The organism is Marivirga sp. (genome assembly GCF_051117495.1).
In the GTDB taxonomy this organism is placed as follows: Bacteria; Bacteroidota; Bacteroidia; order Cytophagales; family Cyclobacteriaceae; genus Marivirga.
The window spans coordinates 215,270-233,372 of the sequence record NZ_JBNPEF010000005.1 but is presented as its reverse complement, the minus strand read 5'-3'; the positions used below and the strand labels follow the sequence as shown (position 1 = coordinate 233,372).

The following is an 18,103-nucleotide window of genomic DNA, read 5'->3' as shown; positions in this document are numbered from 1 at the left end:
CCAGATAAGCATAAGTTTACAGTCATCTCTTTAAACTCCTTGTCAAACTTTCTTCTTTCTCTTTTCATAGTAAGTAAATTTAGCATTTAAAGCTTAACTTACCGTCCGGTCAAAGGTAGCAGGTTCATTTCTGTTGTTGAACTAGGCAAACACTTTTAAGGTTTCGAAAAATTGAGAATGATGGCTAATTATTTAATTTTATCCAGCCTTTTTCCTTTTTGATTTTTCCCAAACCGCTGATTGTTTTCCCTTTATCAATCTGAAAAAACCTTGGTAAACAGAAAGATTCATAAATGAAAAGTAGAAAGGTATTAATATAATTTTGGGCACTTTTTCTTTACCCTCCGTATAGGCACCAATTAATGAGATTAGATAGAAAAGTATTTGGAGTCCCAATAGAATAATATAAACCCCTCCTATTTGAACAGCTAAATAAATATTCATTAAAAAAACTATCAATAAGCTTAAAGGGGTAATCGACCACCTAAGCATTCGATGAGATACATATTGAAAGCTTAGCCAACCATATTTAAAGATGTTGAGTAATGGCAGGAAAATTAAAATAGATTGAATACCTCCTGCAGCAATTCGCACTTTCCTTTTTCTTTCTTCAGATATGGATTCTGAACCCGTTTCCATTGCATAAGCTTCTGGTTCGTAAACAACTTTGAACCCCAATTGGGCAATTTTCATGGACACATAAAAATCTTCTATTAAAATACCATCAGGTACAATAGGCATTAATTCTCGTCTTACAGAAAATAGTTCTCCAGCAGCACCTACTACAGTATTAAGTTCAGAATCCCACTTTTTTAGTGCCGATTCATATTTCCAATAAGCCCCTTCTCCACTTCCTGCCACATCTTTATCATCATTCATCATCACTCTCTTTTCCCCTGCAACGGCCCCAACTAAATCGCTTTTGTAATGCCTGACAATATTTATGATGGCATCCTCATTTAAAAATGTATTGGCATCACAAAAAATTAAAATGGGGGATTTAATTAATGGAAGCACCCTATTTATAGCCGCATTTTTACCTTTCCGTTCTTCTGAATGGAATAACTGTAATTCCTTATATTCATTGACAATTTTCTCACTTCCATCAGAGGTGCCGTCTGTAACAAAACAAATATTAAGTTTTTCAGACGGATATTTAAGTCTTAGCGTATTGCTGATTTTTTCTCTTAAAATTTCTCCTTCATTATAACAAGCTATGATCAAACTCACTTCTGGTAATTCGTCTTCCGAAAAGAAATCTCGATCCTTTGAAGCAAAAAGTCGCTTAATTCTTACTAAGAAAAACAGTAAAATAGGGTAGCCTAAATAAGTGTAAGTTATCAATCCAATTCCTGCCCAAAAAATGAATTCCATTTAGATTTTATTATTTTTAATACAAACTGAACTACTTTATATCTTTATTTTAGCTAATTTTTATTCTAGAAAACTTATTCAATATATTCATAGTAAAATGTAATGTTTTCATCGATAATTGACCGCAATATAAAATAATACAATTAATATTTTGTATTTTTCCGACTTGTTATTGTAAAGTATTCTCATGTTCTCAGTTAGAATTTTCAAACAATTCCTTTTTATATTAAATCTATCGGCACTTGCCATTTTTAATATAAATTATACCTCAGGTCAAAGCAACCCTGAATTTCAAAGCACACCTGTTACAGAAGCTACTTATGGGAATTTTTATCAATACGATATTACAGTTTTTGATGCTGACGCTGACGAATTAAATGTGAGAATTCAATCTGGTAGTTTACCAAATGGAGTATTATTAATTGAAAGCCCAGGAGAATATTCATTGGAAGGAACTCCAACAGAAACCGGTAGTTTTCCGATAGTTTTAGAAGTATATGAAACAGAAATGGAAGCAAATAATGCAACGCAAAGCTTCACGATTGAAGTAAGTAAAGCAACTCTTTCTGTAACCGCTAATGACCAAAACATCATTTACGGGGATGCCATTCCTTCCTTGACTATTTCCTACTCGGGTTTTGTCAACAGCGAGGATGCCTCGAATTTAAATACTGCACCAGTGGCCTCCACCACGGCAGATGCTAGCAGTGATGTCGGGGCTTATGCTATATCGGTCTCCGGTGGACTTTCCGATAACTACAGTTTCGATTATAATGACGGGAACCTAAACATTGCAAAGGCCAATCAGACTATTACTTTTAGCCCTATCTCAGACAAGGTTTACGGGGATGCGGACTTTGTACTTTCCGCAAGTAGTGACAGCGGACTGCCTGTCAGCTTTGCTGTAGCCTCTGGCCCTGCCACCCTTTCCGAGAATACCGTCACCATTACCGGAACGGGATTAGTAACTATTGAGGCTAGTCAAATCGGGGATGTCAATTATGAAACTGCCACAACTGTAAGCCAAAGTTTTGAGGTGACAAAGGCACTGCTGTCCGTTACCGCTGATGACCAAAACATCATTTACGGGGATGCCATCCCCTCCCTTACGATTTCCTATTCGGGATTTGTAAACAACGAGGATGCCTCGGATTTAAATACTGCACCAGTGGCCTCCACCACGGCAGATGCTAGCAGTGATGCCGGGGCTTATGCTATATCGGTCTCCGGTGGACTTTCCGATAACTACAGTTTCGATTATAATGACGGGAACCTAAACATTGCAAAGGCCAATCAGACAATCACTTTCGATGCTATTGCTGATAAGGTTTACGGGGATGCGGACTTTGCACTTTCCGCAAGTAGTGACAGCGGACTGCCTGTCAGCTTTGCCGTGGCTTCGGGACCTGCCACCCTTTCCGGGAATACCGTCAACATTACCGGAACGGGATTAGTAACTATTGAGGCTAGTCAAATCGGGGATGTCAATTATGAAAATGCCACAACTGTAAGCCAAAGTTTTGAGGTAACAAAGGCATTGCTTACGGTTACCGCTGATGACCAAAACATCATTTACGGGGACCCCATTCCTTCCCTTACGATTTCCTACTCGGGTTTTGTCAAGAACGAGGATGCCTCGGATTTAAATACTGCACCAGTGGCCTCCACTACGGCAGAGGGAAGCAGTGATGCTGGGAATTATGTCATTTTGGTCTCCGGTGGACTTTCCGATAACTACAGTTTCGATTATAATGACGGTAATCTAAACATTGCAAAGGCCAATCAGACCATCACTTTTAGCCCTATCTCAGACAAGGTTTACGGGGATGCGGACTTTGAACTTTCCGCAAGTAGTGACAGCGGACTGCCTGTCAGCTTTGCCGTAGCTTCGGGACCTGCCACCCTTTCCGGGAATACCGTCACCATTACCGGAACGGGATTAGTAACTATTGAGGCTAGTCAAATCGGGGATGTCAATTATGAAACTGCCCCAACTGTAAGCCAAAGTTTTGAGGTAACAAAGGCATTATTGTCCGTTACCGCTGATGACCAAAACATCGTTTACGGGGATGCTATTCCTTCCCTGACCATTTCCTACTCGGGTTTTGTCAAGAACGAGGATGCCTCGGATTTAAATACTGCACCAGTGGCCTCCACTATGGCAGATGCTAGCAGTGATGCCGGGGTTTATGCTATATCGGTCTCCGGTGGCGTCTCCGATAACTACAGTTTCGATTATAATGACGGTAATCTAAACATTGCAAAGGCCAATCAGACCATCACTTTTAGCCCTATCTCAGACAAGGTTTACGGGGATGCGGACTTTGAACTTTCCGCAAGTAGTGACAGCGGACTGCCTGTCAGCTTTGCCGTAGCTTCGGGACCTGCCACCCTTTCCGGGAATACCGTCACCATTACCGGAACGGGATTAGTAACTATTGAGGCTAGTCAAATCGGGGATGTCAATTATGAAACTGCCCCAACTGTAAGCCAAAGTTTTGAGGTAACAAAGGCATTATTGTCCGTTACCGCTGATGACCAAAACATCGTTTACGGGGATGCTATTCCTTCCCTGACCATTTCCTACTCGGGTTTTGTCAAGAACGAGGATGCCTCGGATTTAAATACTGCACCAGTGGCCTCCACTATGGCAGATGCTAGCAGTGATGCCGGGGTTTATGCTATATCGGTCTCCGGTGGCGTCTCCGATAACTACAGTTTCGATTATAATGACGGTAATCTAAACATTGCAAAGGCCAATCAGACCATCACTTTTAGCCCTATCTCAGACAAGGTTTACGGGGATGCGGACTTTGAACTTTCCGCAAGTAGTGACAGCGGACTGCCTGTCAGCTTTGCCGTAGCTTCGGGACCTGCCACCCTTTCTGGGAATACTGTAACTATTACTGGAACGGGATTAGTAACTATTGAAGCTAGTCAAATCGGAGATGTCAATTATGAAACTGCCCCAACTGTAAGCCAAAGTTTTGAGGTGGAAAAGGCGGTTGCTGATATTCAAATCATGGATACACTTCAAAACTTTGACGGTAGCCCAAAAGAAGTGACCGTTATCACGCAGCCTGAAAACCTGAACTTTAATATTACTTATGATGGTAGTAATAATCCTCCTTCCATTGCTGGTATTTATACTATAGAAGTAACTATAGTAGAAGATAATTACAAAGGAGAACTAACAACTCAATTAATAATCAATAATGCTCCAACTACAAGCGGTATTCCAAATCAGGAAGTTGCGGAAGACAGCAATCCAATTCAGCTGAATTTATTAAATTACTTCAATGATGTAGAAGATGAGGATTCAGAATTAACATTTAGTGTGACTGAAAATTCAAAGCCTTCATTATTTTCCAGCATTAAATTAACGGATAACATAATAGAATTGAGCTTTAAACCTAATGCAAATGGTATAAGCACCATCACCATTAGATGTACAGATAGTAATGGTTTATTTATTGAGGACAGCTTTGAAATGGAAGTAACACCAGTGCAAGACCCTCCATTTTTTACAAGCGAACCCATAACCGAAGTCTTACAAGATGAAGAATATCAGTATAATATTACTGCCACGGACTATGATCAGGATGATATATTAACTATTTCAAATATCATAACATTACCATCGTGGTTAGAACTAATTGATAATGGTGACGGATCGGCTGTTTTGTCTGGATCAACCAATAATGATTTGGTTGGCACTTATGGAATTGCAATTGGTGTAACTGACGGTGAAGGCAATTCAGCCAATCAATTTTTTGATATAACAATTATTGACGTAAATGATCCTCCAATTTTCACAAGTTCACCTTTAATTGAAGCGGAGGTTGACCAGCCTTATACTTACAATATTACAACTCAAGATATCGATCAAGATGATGAAGTTTCAATTTATGTTGTTAAAAAACCTTCTTGGCTTTCATTTTCAACTGAAGCATTGCCTCAAGGAAATGCCACATTACAAGGCACACCCACCAATAATGACCGAAACAGCTCGCAAGAAGTAGAATTAATAGCTGTGGATTTAAGACAAGACACTACCTATCAAAGTTTTACTATAAATATAGATTTCCCCAATACGGCTCCATATTTCAAATCAGCTCCTATTTCTGAGGCCACACAGGACATAGATTATGAATATCAAATTGCAGTAGAAGATGCAGAGGGCGATTCCTTAAAAGTAACTGCTTTAAATTTGCCAGAATGGCTTGATTTCAATGAAGAAAGTTTGATTTTAGCAGGCTCACCTGGTAATAGTGAAGTAGGAGAGCATGAGGTAAGCATGGAAGTTGAAGATTTTTTTGGCTTAAAAGCCACCCAAAATTTCACTATTGAAGTCGAAAATGTGAATGACCCTCCAACTATCGTCTCAATTCCAGATACAATTGCGATTCAAAATCAGCTTTATGAATACAGAATTGAAACAGAGGATATTGATTTAAATGATAATGTTGAGATTACCATCCTTAAGAAACCAGATTGGCTAAACTTTGACAATGAAAATTTACTAAGCGGAACTCCTGTTTTTGAAGATGTTGAAAATAGCCCTTTTGAAGTAGAAATAAATGCTACAGATAATGATGGGGCAACAGACACCCAATCATTTAATATAAATGTCCAACTGGAAAATCTCCCGCCTACCATTGATCCTATTGACAATCCTGAAGCTATTTTAGAAGATTCGGATGAAGAATATACCATTAACCTGACAGGTATATCAGATGGAGGGGAAAATAATCAAGAAATAACCATTAAAGCCTCAACTGATTCCCCTGATCTTTTTCAAGAACTACATATTGAATATGAATCTCCTAATGCAGAAGCCATTTTGAAATATCAAATTCTACCTGATTCTTTTGGCATTGCTCAAATTACAATCAAAGTGGAAGATAGTGGCCCAAGCTCAATCAATTTTACAGAAATTTCTTTTCAAATTGAAGTTACTCCTATAAATGATGTCCCCGAAATAACTTCCACGCCAGTAGAAAGAACCTTGCCAAATGAGTTTTATCAATATCAAATTACAGCTATTGATGCCGATCCAAATGACGAATTAACTTTCACACTAACAAATGGGCCAGAATGGTTAAATTTAATAAATAAGGGAGATCAAACTGCAACTTTAGAAGGACAGGTGCCGGAAAATGCCACAAGTGAAGAAATTTCCATAACCGTCACTGATTTGCAAAATGCAAGCAATACTCAATCATATCTATTAAAGATTAATGACCCACCAATAGTTACTGACTTTGGCGTCAAAACGGATGAAGATATTCCTTACCATTTTGTAAATAGTGATTTTACAGAAAATTACACTGACCCTGAGGGTGATGATATAGAGGCAATCAAAATATTTTTCAACAGAGGCCGAATTCAATTAAATGGAATAGAAATATCAACCGGGGAGACCATTGATTTTGAAGATGATTTTAATTTACAATATATTCCTCCACAGGATTTTTTCGGGAATATCAATCTGGAATGGTCCGCAAGTGATGGTTTTGTATATTCGGAACTGGCCAATATTTTAGTAGAAATTGATACTGTTAACGACAAACCCATTTTATCGAATATTGAAAATACAACATTAGAATTCATACAAGGCTCAGAACCAATTACTATTACAGAAACCATGACAGTTTCCGATATAGATGATTTGACTATGGATACAGCTTGGGTTCAAATCACCAAAAATTACAATCCTTCAGAGGATCGGCTTTTTTTAATCGCGAACAGTAATAATGAAATAACATTTGAATTTAATCAAAGTTCTGGTTTACTATTGATTACTGGTAACGCTCCAAAATCGGACTATGATTTTATTCTGAGGTCTGTAACTTATCAAAATATAAATTCCTTATCAGATGATATATCGCTAAAAAATATAAGCTTTAGCATTGGTGACGGTGAGAATAGAAGCGAGGAAATTTCAAGGGAGGTTCAGTTAGCCAATGTTTTACCTGAATTGGATTTTGTAAATGCCTTTACTCCAAATGGAGACCAGGTTAATGATTCCTGGGATTTTCCAAATTTAGAAGCATTTGAACAAGTGAATATTTCAGTATTCAATACACAAGGAGTTCGAGTTTTCCATTGCACCACAAATGAATGTGAATGGGATGGAAATTTCAATCAGCAAGAACTTCCAGCAGGGACTTATTTCTATCTAATTAAATTAAATAATGGCAGAAGAAAATATGAAGGAGATGTTACGATCCTTAGATAAATTCAATATATATAAAGCCATTATTCTATTTTTAATGGTATATTTTTGCATAATTGAAACTTTGCAATCACAAGACATATTGTCTAGAACACAATTGTTTCATGCTATTGAATGGCAAAGCCCCGCAATGGCAGGAATACAAAATAATCTGTCTGCAGACATTATGTATCGCCAAGCATTAAATGGTTATGGAAATCAATCTGGTTATGTACAAGCAGGATTATTTTATCCAATCAAAAAAGCAAAAGGAGAAAACATTAACAACTCTTCCTTTGCCCTAAGTAATCCTGAAAAAGCAGAAGAATTTTATAATTCAAAAGTGGCCAGAAGAAAACAAGGTATAGGGCTACAACTCAACTCAATTCAACTTGGCCCTTTGGATAGAACAGAAATAAAAGGATTTTACGCTTATCATATTCCAGTAAATAATGCCTTCAATTTAAGTTTAGGAAGCGCAATGAAATTTCAACAGAATACAATTGGCTTTAATAATTTAAATGTTCGTGACAAGGCCAATGATGAATTATATCAAAGATTGATGAATTCTGATGCAGGAAGACAATCCAATGTCCAAATGGATTTATCTTTAGCCTATTATAGCAATAAATTATATTTTAGCTTTGTGGCTAATTCCCTTTTCACACAGTCTTTTCAGGAAAATGAAATGGCCGCCTATATGAACGATGGTTTGAATTTCAGTTTAATGGCCGGATATAAATGGAACTTAAATTCGGAATTGAGCCTTTTGCCTAATGCAGAAATCAATTACTTTGCCACCACTGGAGGACAATATAAATCTTCACTAAGATTAAAATATAAAGAATTAATTTATATCGGTATGGGAATGCATCACCAATTAAAATGGGCTGGATTATTCGGGGTGAATGTTCCGGGAAATTTTTTCGTTCATTATTCCTATGATTACTATACGGGATTTATCCAAGAATTCTCCAATGGTGTGCATGAAGTGAGCTTAAGCTTTTTGTTTAACAATAAAAATTCATCTACTCCATATACATGGTAAGACATTCTTTCTTTTATTTTTTAGGTTTATATTTATTCAGTATTCAAATTTTTGCTCAAAAACAAGTTGAATCATTAGAGAAACTATCTGAGCAAATTAATACGGAAGCAGAGGAGATACTGCCACTATTGAGCCCTAGTGGTGACAGTTTGTTCTTTGCAAGGGTATTCCATGAATTAAACAAAGGGGGTAAATACAGCGGTTCAGACATTTGGTTAAGCATATACGATAATGAAAGCCAAACTTGGGCGATACCAACAAATGATTTAAGGAATTGGAATGATAAACGCAATAATTTTATAATTGGCATAAATCCTAATGAAAAAATTATTTATCAAAACAATCCGAAAGATCCGGAGAAAGGAATTCGTTTTGTAAAAAACATCAATAACAATTGGACAAAACCTGAAAATTTATCATTGCCTGGAATCCCAAAAAGCGGATATCAGGGGATGTATGTAAGCCCAGATTATAGTGTTATTCTTATTTCAATGAAATCTTCCAATAATTATGGAAAAGAAGATTTATATGTAAGCACAAAAAATAATCAAGGCAATTGGACAGCGCCTGTAAATTTAGGTACCACCATTAATACCTCGGAATCAGAAATATCCCCTTTTTTAACTGCAGATAAAAAGACCCTATTCTTTGCTAGCAAAGGTCATGGCGGATATGGGGATATGGATATCTTTATGGCAGAAAGGCTATATAACAGTTGGACAGTGTGGAGCAAGCCCCAAAATTTAGGCGATCAAATAAATTCTGCAGCTTTTGATGGTTATTATAGTGAATATGGAGATAGTATTGCTTTTTTTAGTAGCAATAGAGAGGGGGAGTTGAGCGATGTTTATGGAGTGAGGTTTGGCAAAAACTTAGACCCTAGTATTAGAGAAAATTTCCTGGTATATAATGAAAAAAATATATTAGATAAAAATGAGGTTTTAAATATATTCGGTTTTCAGATTGATTCGTTGATTTACTTTGAAGAAAACACTGATAATATCAAGTCAAATTCATCAGAATTACTATTTTTCATTGCGAATAACTTGAAGAAAAAATATGATATTTCAATTCTACTTATCGGAAATGGGTCATCTGCTTTAACCAACACAAGACAAAAGAAAGCATCAATATATCTACAAAATAATGGAATATCTCCTAATAGAATTGAGACTGAAATCAAAAGCAATCTATCAAATTCAATAGATGATAAAATTTTATTATACTTTTACAGAAATAAAGAATAAGGTTAAAATAAAAGTATGGACTTAATAACGATTATAAAAGTACTTCTTAAAAGGAAATGGTTACTCATTGGAATACCTATTGTAGCTGGAATTACAGCCTTTCTGTTTACCTTAGATTTTAAAAAAACATATCGATCTACTGCTCAATTATCCACAGGCTTCACCATATCTGATGAGGTACAAATAACTGCAGAAAGGTTTAATTTATATGAAGCAGATGTAAAATTCAATAATTTAATTGAAACAATGAATTCATCTAGGGTAATGTCACTGTTATCTTATAGATTATTGATTCATGACCTACAAAATCCATCAAAAGCATTTAGAAGTATTGATGCGAAAAAAGAAGAAGATCCAGTTCTTAATGGAATGAATTTGGATAACATGTTAATTATTGCCCAGGCAAAATTAGATTCTTTAGCTCCCATTAATACATATATTGAAACAGATCAACGTCTTAAAAAACTATTAGAAGCTTATGAATACGATTTTGATGAAATAAATGATGATATCAATATATCTAGAATTCGAAATACAGATTATGTATCAGTAAATGCATATTCTGAAGATCCATTTCTTTCGGCTTTTATGGTAAACACATTATGTTCTGAATTTTTAAGATATAACCAAACAGTCCTGTCAGATAGATCTACCGAATCAGTATCCACTTTTAAAAAACTTGTTGAACAGAAAAAGGCTGAATTAGAGGAAAAGTCAGAGAAATTAAGACAATTCAAATCAAATAATAGCTTGCTTAATTTTTCTGCAGAAAGTGAGAGTAAAATTTCACAGTTATCTGAATTGGAAACCAGTCTTGACGATGAACAACGAAAACTAAGAACATATACTTTGCAACTTGAAGATGTGGATGCACAGATTAGAAGAGCTGGTGGTTCGCTAAGTACAAGCAACTCTAATATAGTTGACCTGAAGAAAAAAATATCCTTACTCAATCAAAAATATATTTCAACTGGATCTAATAATCCAAAACTTCTTGATTCTTTAAATGAATTAAGAACTGAACAACAAAGATTAATAATAGCTGCATCTTCAAAAACAAATAATTCTGATGAATTGAAGCGTTTAAATGACCGAAAGAATGATTTAGAGGTAAACAAACTGATATCACAGCAAAATATTGACGCTATTAAAGGTAACATCTATCGTCTTAGAAGAAATGTAGGAGGCTATGCAACAAAAGAGGCTCAAATTTCTGCATTACAAAGAGAAGTAGATGTTGCAAGTGAAGATTATAAAAATGCCCAAGAAAAATATAATAAATCACTAGATGTCTCTCTCGCATCAAGGAACTCAATTAATCAAATTTTAATCGGTTTACCACCATCCGAACCCGAACCATCTAAAAGACTAATAATAACGGGGTTATCTGGAGCAAGCACTTTTATTCTATGTGTTTTAGTCATAATTTTCTTAGAATATATTGATGTATCTATAAAAGATGTATCAAACTTTAAAAAGAAAGTAGATCTGCAATTAATAGGGTTTTTAAATACAATACCTTTAAAGAAACAATCATTAGTTCATTTATTTAAGACACCAACCGATGGATTAGACAAAAGCAAAAGTGTCTTTAGAGAGAGCTTGAGAAAAATAAGATTTCAAATTGAGAATCAAAAGAGGAAAATTTATTTGGTTACCAGTTTAAAACCAAGTGAAGGTAAATCAGTAATAATTGAATCTTTAAGTCTTGCCTTAAGTACCAGCGGACATAGTGTATTAATGATTGATTTTAATTTCTCAAATAATATATTAACCAGAAAATTTGGTGCTAATACCCACATTGAAAAAATACTAAATCCTAAAAGTGATAAAATAAATATAACAGTAACTAAAACAAGAATCAACGGTGTTGATATTATTGGATGTATGGGAGGTAATTACACACCTTCTGAAATATTTGAGATGAATAAAATATCTGTTTTACTGAACACTTTAAAAGATAAATATGACTTTATTTTTATAGAAGGTGCATGCCTTAATCGTTATTCTGACAGTAGAGAAATATCCAGTTTTGTAGAAGGAATAATTACTATCTTTTCAGCAGAATCTATTTTAAAAACTACTGATTATGAATCGATTGATTTTATAAAATCACTAAAAAACAAAAATTGTGGTGCTATTCTTAATAAAATTGAAAAGGATAATATGAACGTTTAGCTTTTGTTATTAGCGGGGAATTCAAAAAGAAAAGTAATTTTCAATTTAACTAGATATTTATATATCATTATAGGAATGATTACTCCAGATAACCAACCAACTATTAATATTACCGCTGGTTCATAAATATTTAAAACACTTGTAAAAAATAATCTTATAGCCGAAACAACCAATAAATGCATTAAATAGATATAAAGAGAATGTTCACCTACAATACTCAGGAAATTTAATTTATTGGTTTTAGTTAATAGAAAAGAAATTGTAAAGACATAAAATGTTCCCAGAATTGCTATAAGTCCGAATAAGAAAATATTTAGTTCTTGATTATTTAACCAATACCACTGAGAGAACCAAAAAAAAGGTGTCAAAATTAAAAATGGTTTAAAAGAATAGAAAAATTTATAATTATCCCTATTCAATAATATTTCACTTGTTACGTGTCCTAAAACGAAGAAAATAAAGTAATAAAAAATATCATGGATTAAACTATATTCTTTTACAAATACTGACAACCCATATAAAGCAATACCAATAATAAGTAACCAAAATTTATTCAATTTTAACTTTTGATAAAATAAGAAAAATAAGATAGAACTGTTGAATAATGCATACAGGTACCAAAGTTGATCTATAGCTCTAGGGTGAATTAACAAGTAAAGAAAGTCCAATAAATCCCTATTGGCATTTGTGTAGTTTGAAAGTATAATTTGAATACTTATTTGTATAACTCCCCAAATAAGATATGGATAAAATATAGTATTAAATTTGGTCTTCAAAAATTCATTTCCTTGTCTTTTTGCAATACTTTTAGCTACAAAAATACCTGACAAAACAAAAAATAAAGGCATCCTAAAGCTATATACTATTTCATTTGCTGTTTTTAGCCATATCTGTACATCAATACCAGACCTTTCAATACCAATTAAAATATGCCGATATACTACTAAAATGATAGCGATTCCTTTGGCGTAATTAACCCATTCTAATTTTGTGTTTTTTGTTTTTATCGAGTTTTTCAATTTATATTATCTCTAATCAGATTTTATTAGTATTCTTATATTTCAAATTTAAATTTAAATATTATTGCGGAATTTAAAACATAATTACTGGGTGAAGTCAGGATTTTTTACAATTTCTCAAAGACTTTCAGTACCCTTATTTGGAGTAGGAAGCTTTTTGATAATTATTAGGTCCTTATCCGAATATGAAATGGGTGCATGGGCATTATTCTTAAATATGGTCACAACACTTGAAGTTGCAAGAAATGGTCTTATCAAAGGAGCAATTGTGAGGTTCTATAATTCTGAAGAAAAAAGCCAGCATGAAAGTATAAGAGCCTCTTCTCTTCTTATTAATACAATATACACTATTATAACTACTAGTTTATTAATCATATTTGCTTCCACTATTGCAAATGCATTGAACACCCCATTGCTGACTGATATGTTATATTTATATACAATTTCAGCAATTTTCATGATCCCATTCTCACATTTTGAATACATTCAGCAATCAAATATGAATTTCAAAGGGGTGTTTTATGGTTATTTAACCAAACAAGGTCTCTTTTTTTTAACTATTCTCACTACCATTATTTTACTGGACATTAATGTAAATCCGAGACATCTGGTAGTTGCACAAGCTTTCGGAATTTTAATTGGCACTATTATTTCTTTTAAGTTTGCTCGGAAATATTTGAGTATGACATTAAAAATAAAAAAAGAATGGGTCAAAAAGCAGTGGTCATTTGGTAAATATGGTTTTTTAACAAATGTGAGTAATTCAGGATTAACTACAACTGATCATTTACTGATTGGTGGAATTGTATCAACAGCTTCGGTTGCCGTTTATAATGCTGCATCACGAATTACAAATATTTTCATTATTCCATCCGTTGCAATTGCAGACATATTATATCCTAAAAGTGTAGATGCTCAATCAAAAAGTGGCAATGACGCAGTAAGAATTTTATACGAAAAAGCAGTGGGTGCCACTTTAGTTCCTATGATACCGGTAATTTTAATTATTTGGGCTTTCCCCGAATTGATAATTGAAATTTTAGCTGGTTCTAAATATCTCGATTCCATCAATGTATTAAAAGTTGCAATCTTATCGATTGTGCTATTACCATTCATGAAGCAGTTTGGTACCATGATGAATACTTTGGAAAAACCGCATTTTAACTTTTATTTTGTTTTAAGTCTATCAATCTTCAACCTCTTAATGAATTATCTATTTATTTCTAATATAGGAATACTTGGCGCAGCTTACGCTACTTTATTATCCTATTTCATAGGATTTATTGCTTCTCAAATTATTTTAAAAAGAATGATCAATTCTTCTATAAAAAGAATAGTCTTCAATACTTTCCTGTTCTATAAAGATATTTTCAATTTACTTTCAAAAATTAAAAACAAATGACAAACACTACCCCACCTATTATTTGTATGGCATTCACTGCTTACAGGGGGAACTTTGCTAAAAGCACTACCCAAATTATAGGAAGACTCGCAAAAAATCATCAGGTATTATACATTGATTATCAATATACTTTTAAAGATCTAATTGATTGCTTTCTTGGAAAAAAAATAATTGAATGGAAAAGAATTCTTGGTTTGAAAAATAGAATTGAAAAGATTGAAACTGAATTTGATTCTTCAGTCTATGTATTATCCCTTCCTCCTGTAATTCCGGTTAACTGGCTCAATAATTATTCACTTTTTAAGAAGGGATTAAAACTGAATACTTTCTTAATTAGAAATTCGATAGAAAAATCAATGGAAAAATTAGGTTTTAATACCCCAACTATTATTAATGCTTACAATCCTTTTTATGGCTTATACAGCCGAAATATATTTCAAAATGAAAAAATTATTTATTACTGTTATGATGAAATAAGTGGCTCACCTTGGGCAAAAAAACATGGGGCTAAAATTGAAAAAGAATTCCTTAAAATAGCAGATTTGGTAATTACTAGTTCAAGCTCCTTACAAAAGGAAAAAGCAAAACATCACAATCGTGTTGAAATAATAGAAAACGGAGTGGACTTTGAGTTATTTAACAGTCAGATGGATAAAACAAAAAAGAATTCAAAGCCAATAGTAGGTTATATTGGAAGTTTAGATGAAAGAATTGATTACGAACTAATAGCATTCCTTGCATCTAAAAGACCTAATTTTATTTTCCGGTTAATAGGTAGAGTTGTTTATCCTGAATTGTTAGACTTAATACGAAATCTACCAAATATTGAGTTAATAGGACCAGTACAATATAGGCAGTTGCCTAAAGAATTATTAAATTTTGATTTATGTCTCATACCGTTTCTTAAAACAGAATTTACAAAAAATATCTACCCACTAAAAATAAATGAATATTTATCGATGGGCAAACCAGTAGTAAAAACAGATTTTGCTAGTTTACCAGAGTTTAATGAAGTAGTATGGACAGGTTCAGATTATAATGATTTTCTAAATAAAATGGAAGAAGCACTCACATATCAGGACGATGGTATTATCAAGAAAAGAATTCAAATTGCATCCGACAATTCATGGGCGAACCGAATTCAAAAGTTTCTACATTTAATTTAACAAAAACATTAAAGAAAGAATATTTTATTATATATTTAATTATATTTTTAACCTAATATATGAATACAAGAAGTACAATTATTTTTATTACTAGCTTTTTCATTTCCATGACTATTTATTCCCAGAATATAGATTATAACAAGGTCATTTTACCAGAGGAAGCGACTACAGATAAGATGGGAGAAAAGCTGGTTCAGATTGCCTGGCAAAATCATCCTTCTAATTTAGCAGTGAAAAAAGATAAAGAAATAGCAGCTAGAAATGTATCCTTAGCGAAATGGACTTGGTTGAACCAAGTATCGGCAAGAGGTAATTTGAATGAATTTACCATAAATCCAGATCCACAAATTAATAATTTCTTCCCAAGATATAATTTCGGTGTAACAATTCCATTGGGAATCATCCTAGAAACAAGTAATAATACCAAAATTGCTAAATTAGAACATCAAAAAACTGACTTAGCTATTAAAAATCAAAAGCTGACCGTAAGAAATGAGGTATTAAAGGCGTATCAAAATTATTTAATGGCTGAAAAAATACTAAAACTTAAAAATGAAATTACAGAAAATGAATATACAAATTATTTAACAGAAGAAGAGAAATTTGAAAACGGAACTAGCACAATTGAAGAATATAGAACCGCAACCAAGGCCTATAATAAAGAATTAGAAGCCAAAATAATAGCCACAAATAATTTTGAAAATGCAAAACTTGAATTGGAAATGCTAATTGGCATCCCATTAGAAGAAGTAGAATAATCTTTTTAATAACCAGTTTATGGAATTTATAAATAATAAATATAGAAATCTTGCTGAAATTGGAAATGAATACGCTAAAGAATATAGTAGCGCTAAACCTTTTCCAAATATTTATTTTGATGATTTCTTTAATGAAGATTTCTTAAATAAAGTATTGGATGAGTTTCCTGATATGAGTGGCAAACCTGATCTAAAATTTGACAACCCAAATGAAAAAAAATTAGCATCAAAAGGAGAGGCCAGATTTGGTGAAAACACTAAACTTTTTATGCATTTTTTAAATTCACAACCATTTCTTGAATTTTTATCTGCTCTTACTGGTATTGAAAAACTTATTCCGGATCCATATTTTGAGGGTGCTGGCTGTCATCAAATTCAACCTGGAGGATTATTAAAAGTTCATGCAGACTTTAATAAGAATAGATTTTTAGGATTGGATAGAAGATTAAATGTATTGATCTATCTTAACAAAGATTGGGAAGAATCTTATGGTGGTCATTTTGAACTTTGGGATAAGAATATGGAAAATTGTGAAAAGAAAATTTTGCCACTGTTCAACCGAATGGCAATGTTTAGTACCACAAGTGATTCTTACCATGGTCACCCTAACCCATTGACTTGTCCACCAGATAGAAATAGGAAATCTTTAGCACTTTATTATTACACAAATGGAAGGCCTAAAGAAGAAATTGAAGAAGGACTAGAAGAACACCGTACCATCTTTAAATATCGAAAAGAAGATGAGGAAGCACAGAAATTTGCAAAAAAACAAAGCACAAAGGAGCTCATAAAAGATTTTATACCACCTATTCTATTAAAAGCATTTAAAAAGAACTAACTACTATAAGAAATGAAAAAGGATGATGCCTACTACCCTAGTGCTTTTGCAGCCAATAAATACTTTCAATATTTTAGATATCTTATTGAATTTGCGAAATATAATGACTGGGCTTCAATAAAATCTTCATTCCGGTTGGTTTTGATGGGTTCCGCTGAAAAAAAACAAAGAATTGCTAAATCAAGATTAGGAAATTTTTTAATTCGAGAAGGAACTACCGACTTTCAATTTATTAATTATGCTTATGAGCGAAAAATTAGAAATTACCTTAAAACAAACATTAACTCATTTGATGTTTTTATTGATATTGGTGCTTGTATAGGAGAATATTGCGTCTGGTTAGCTCAACACAATAAAGAGTGTTATGCTTTTGAGCCCGTTCCGAAGAACTATATTGCACTTGAAGAAAATATCAACTTAAACAATGTAAAGAATAAGGTGAAAACCTACCCTTATGGTTTAGGAGAAAAAGAAGAAGAAGTATTATTTGAAGTAATGGATTCGGTAACAGGTAGTAGCCATATTAATAGAAATAATAATATTTCTGGTGAAAAGATTAAAATAAAAGAATTAAATAACATTTTACCTGAAAGCGAGATTAACAGCGAAAAAAGAATAATATTGAAGATGGACGTTGAAGGTATGGAAGTAGATGTTCTCAACGGTGGACATAAATTCATTGAGCGAATAAAAAACTTAAGAGTAATATACGAACATAGTTTTTCTGGAGCTGATGAGATAAAAAATAAGCTTTTAAAGTTAGGCAACTTTGAATTTAAACATCTTGATGAGTATAATATGATGGCAACCAAAAAATCTTCTTAATTATCATTTAACCTTAGCAAAATAGGAGAAA

Annotated in this window: 11 protein-coding genes; 9 read left to right on the top strand and 2 right to left on the bottom strand. The window is 33.3% G+C overall.

The genetic code is table 11. The annotated features are described in order from the left end of the window. Positions 1–198: 198 nt before the first annotated feature. Positions 199–1,374 carry a glycosyltransferase family 2 protein gene (locus ACFE0M_RS04580; protein WP_434544566.1) on the bottom strand — a complete coding sequence of 392 codons (1,176 nt, stop codon included), beginning with the start codon at positions 1,372–1,374 and terminating at the stop codon, positions 199–201. A 187-nt stretch (positions 1,375–1,561) separates the two neighbouring features. Here ACFE0M_RS04580 and ACFE0M_RS04575 point away from each other — a divergent pair, with 187 nt between their 5' ends. Genes ACFE0M_RS04575 through ACFE0M_RS04560 form a run of 4 tightly spaced genes read left to right on the top strand, consistent with a single transcriptional unit; the run spans position 1,562 to position 12,064 of the window. Then, a complete protein-coding gene (locus ACFE0M_RS04575; protein ID WP_434544565.1) occupies positions 1,562–7,615 on the top strand; it encodes an MBG domain-containing protein in 6,054 nt (2,017 codons plus the stop codon). Next, positions 7,572–8,639: a PorP/SprF family type IX secretion system membrane protein gene (locus ACFE0M_RS04570; RefSeq protein ID WP_434544564.1), complete on the top strand. Its 1,068-nt coding sequence runs from the start codon at positions 7,572–7,574 to the stop codon at positions 8,637–8,639. The genes ACFE0M_RS04575 and ACFE0M_RS04570 overlap by 44 nt, the downstream gene beginning before the upstream one ends. Continuing rightward, on the top strand, positions 8,633–9,886 hold the full coding sequence (locus ACFE0M_RS04565; protein WP_434544563.1) for a hypothetical protein: 1,254 nt from the start codon (positions 8,633–8,635) through the stop codon (positions 9,884–9,886). Before ACFE0M_RS04570 ends, ACFE0M_RS04565 begins: the two co-directional genes overlap by 7 nt. A 15-nt stretch (positions 9,887–9,901) precedes the next feature. Further along, positions 9,902–12,064, top strand: coding sequence for an exopolysaccharide transport family protein (locus ACFE0M_RS04560; RefSeq protein WP_434544562.1), 2,163 nt, complete (start codon positions 9,902–9,904; stop codon positions 12,062–12,064). On the opposite strand, the gene ACFE0M_RS04555 is transcribed toward ACFE0M_RS04560, so the two are convergent. Next, entirely contained in the window at positions 12,061–13,083 is a 1,023-nt protein-coding gene (locus tag ACFE0M_RS04555; RefSeq protein ID WP_434544560.1) for an acyltransferase family protein, read from the bottom strand. The two genes, ACFE0M_RS04560 and ACFE0M_RS04555, sit on opposite strands and share 4 nt — an antisense overlap. Before the next feature lie 91 nt (positions 13,084–13,174). Here ACFE0M_RS04555 and ACFE0M_RS04550 point away from each other — a divergent pair, with 91 nt between their 5' ends. The 5 genes from ACFE0M_RS04550 (at position 13,175) to ACFE0M_RS04530 (ending at position 18,072) form a co-directional block, all read left to right on the top strand. After that, positions 13,175–14,485, top strand: a complete 1,311-nt coding sequence (locus ACFE0M_RS04550; protein ID WP_434544559.1) for an oligosaccharide flippase family protein — start codon at positions 13,175–13,177, stop codon at positions 14,483–14,485. A gap of 356 nt (positions 14,486–14,841) precedes the next feature. Beyond that, positions 14,842–15,651 (top strand): glycosyltransferase, encoded by an 810-nt coding sequence (locus ACFE0M_RS04545; protein ID WP_434544558.1) that lies wholly within the window; start codon positions 14,842–14,844, stop codon positions 15,649–15,651. A gap of 59 nt (positions 15,652–15,710) precedes the next feature. Next, on the top strand, positions 15,711–16,409 hold the full coding sequence (locus ACFE0M_RS04540) for a TolC family protein (RefSeq protein WP_434544557.1): 699 nt from the start codon (positions 15,711–15,713) through the stop codon (positions 16,407–16,409). Between the two features lie 19 nt (positions 16,410–16,428). Further along, on the top strand, positions 16,429–17,247 hold the full coding sequence (locus ACFE0M_RS04535; RefSeq protein WP_434544556.1) for a 2OG-Fe(II) oxygenase: 819 nt from the start codon (positions 16,429–16,431) through the stop codon (positions 17,245–17,247). Positions 17,248–17,259: 12 nt separating this feature from the next. Then, positions 17,260–18,072, top strand: coding sequence for an FkbM family methyltransferase (locus ACFE0M_RS04530; RefSeq protein WP_434544555.1), 813 nt, complete (start codon positions 17,260–17,262; stop codon positions 18,070–18,072). Positions 18,073–18,103 lie beyond the last annotated feature (31 nt).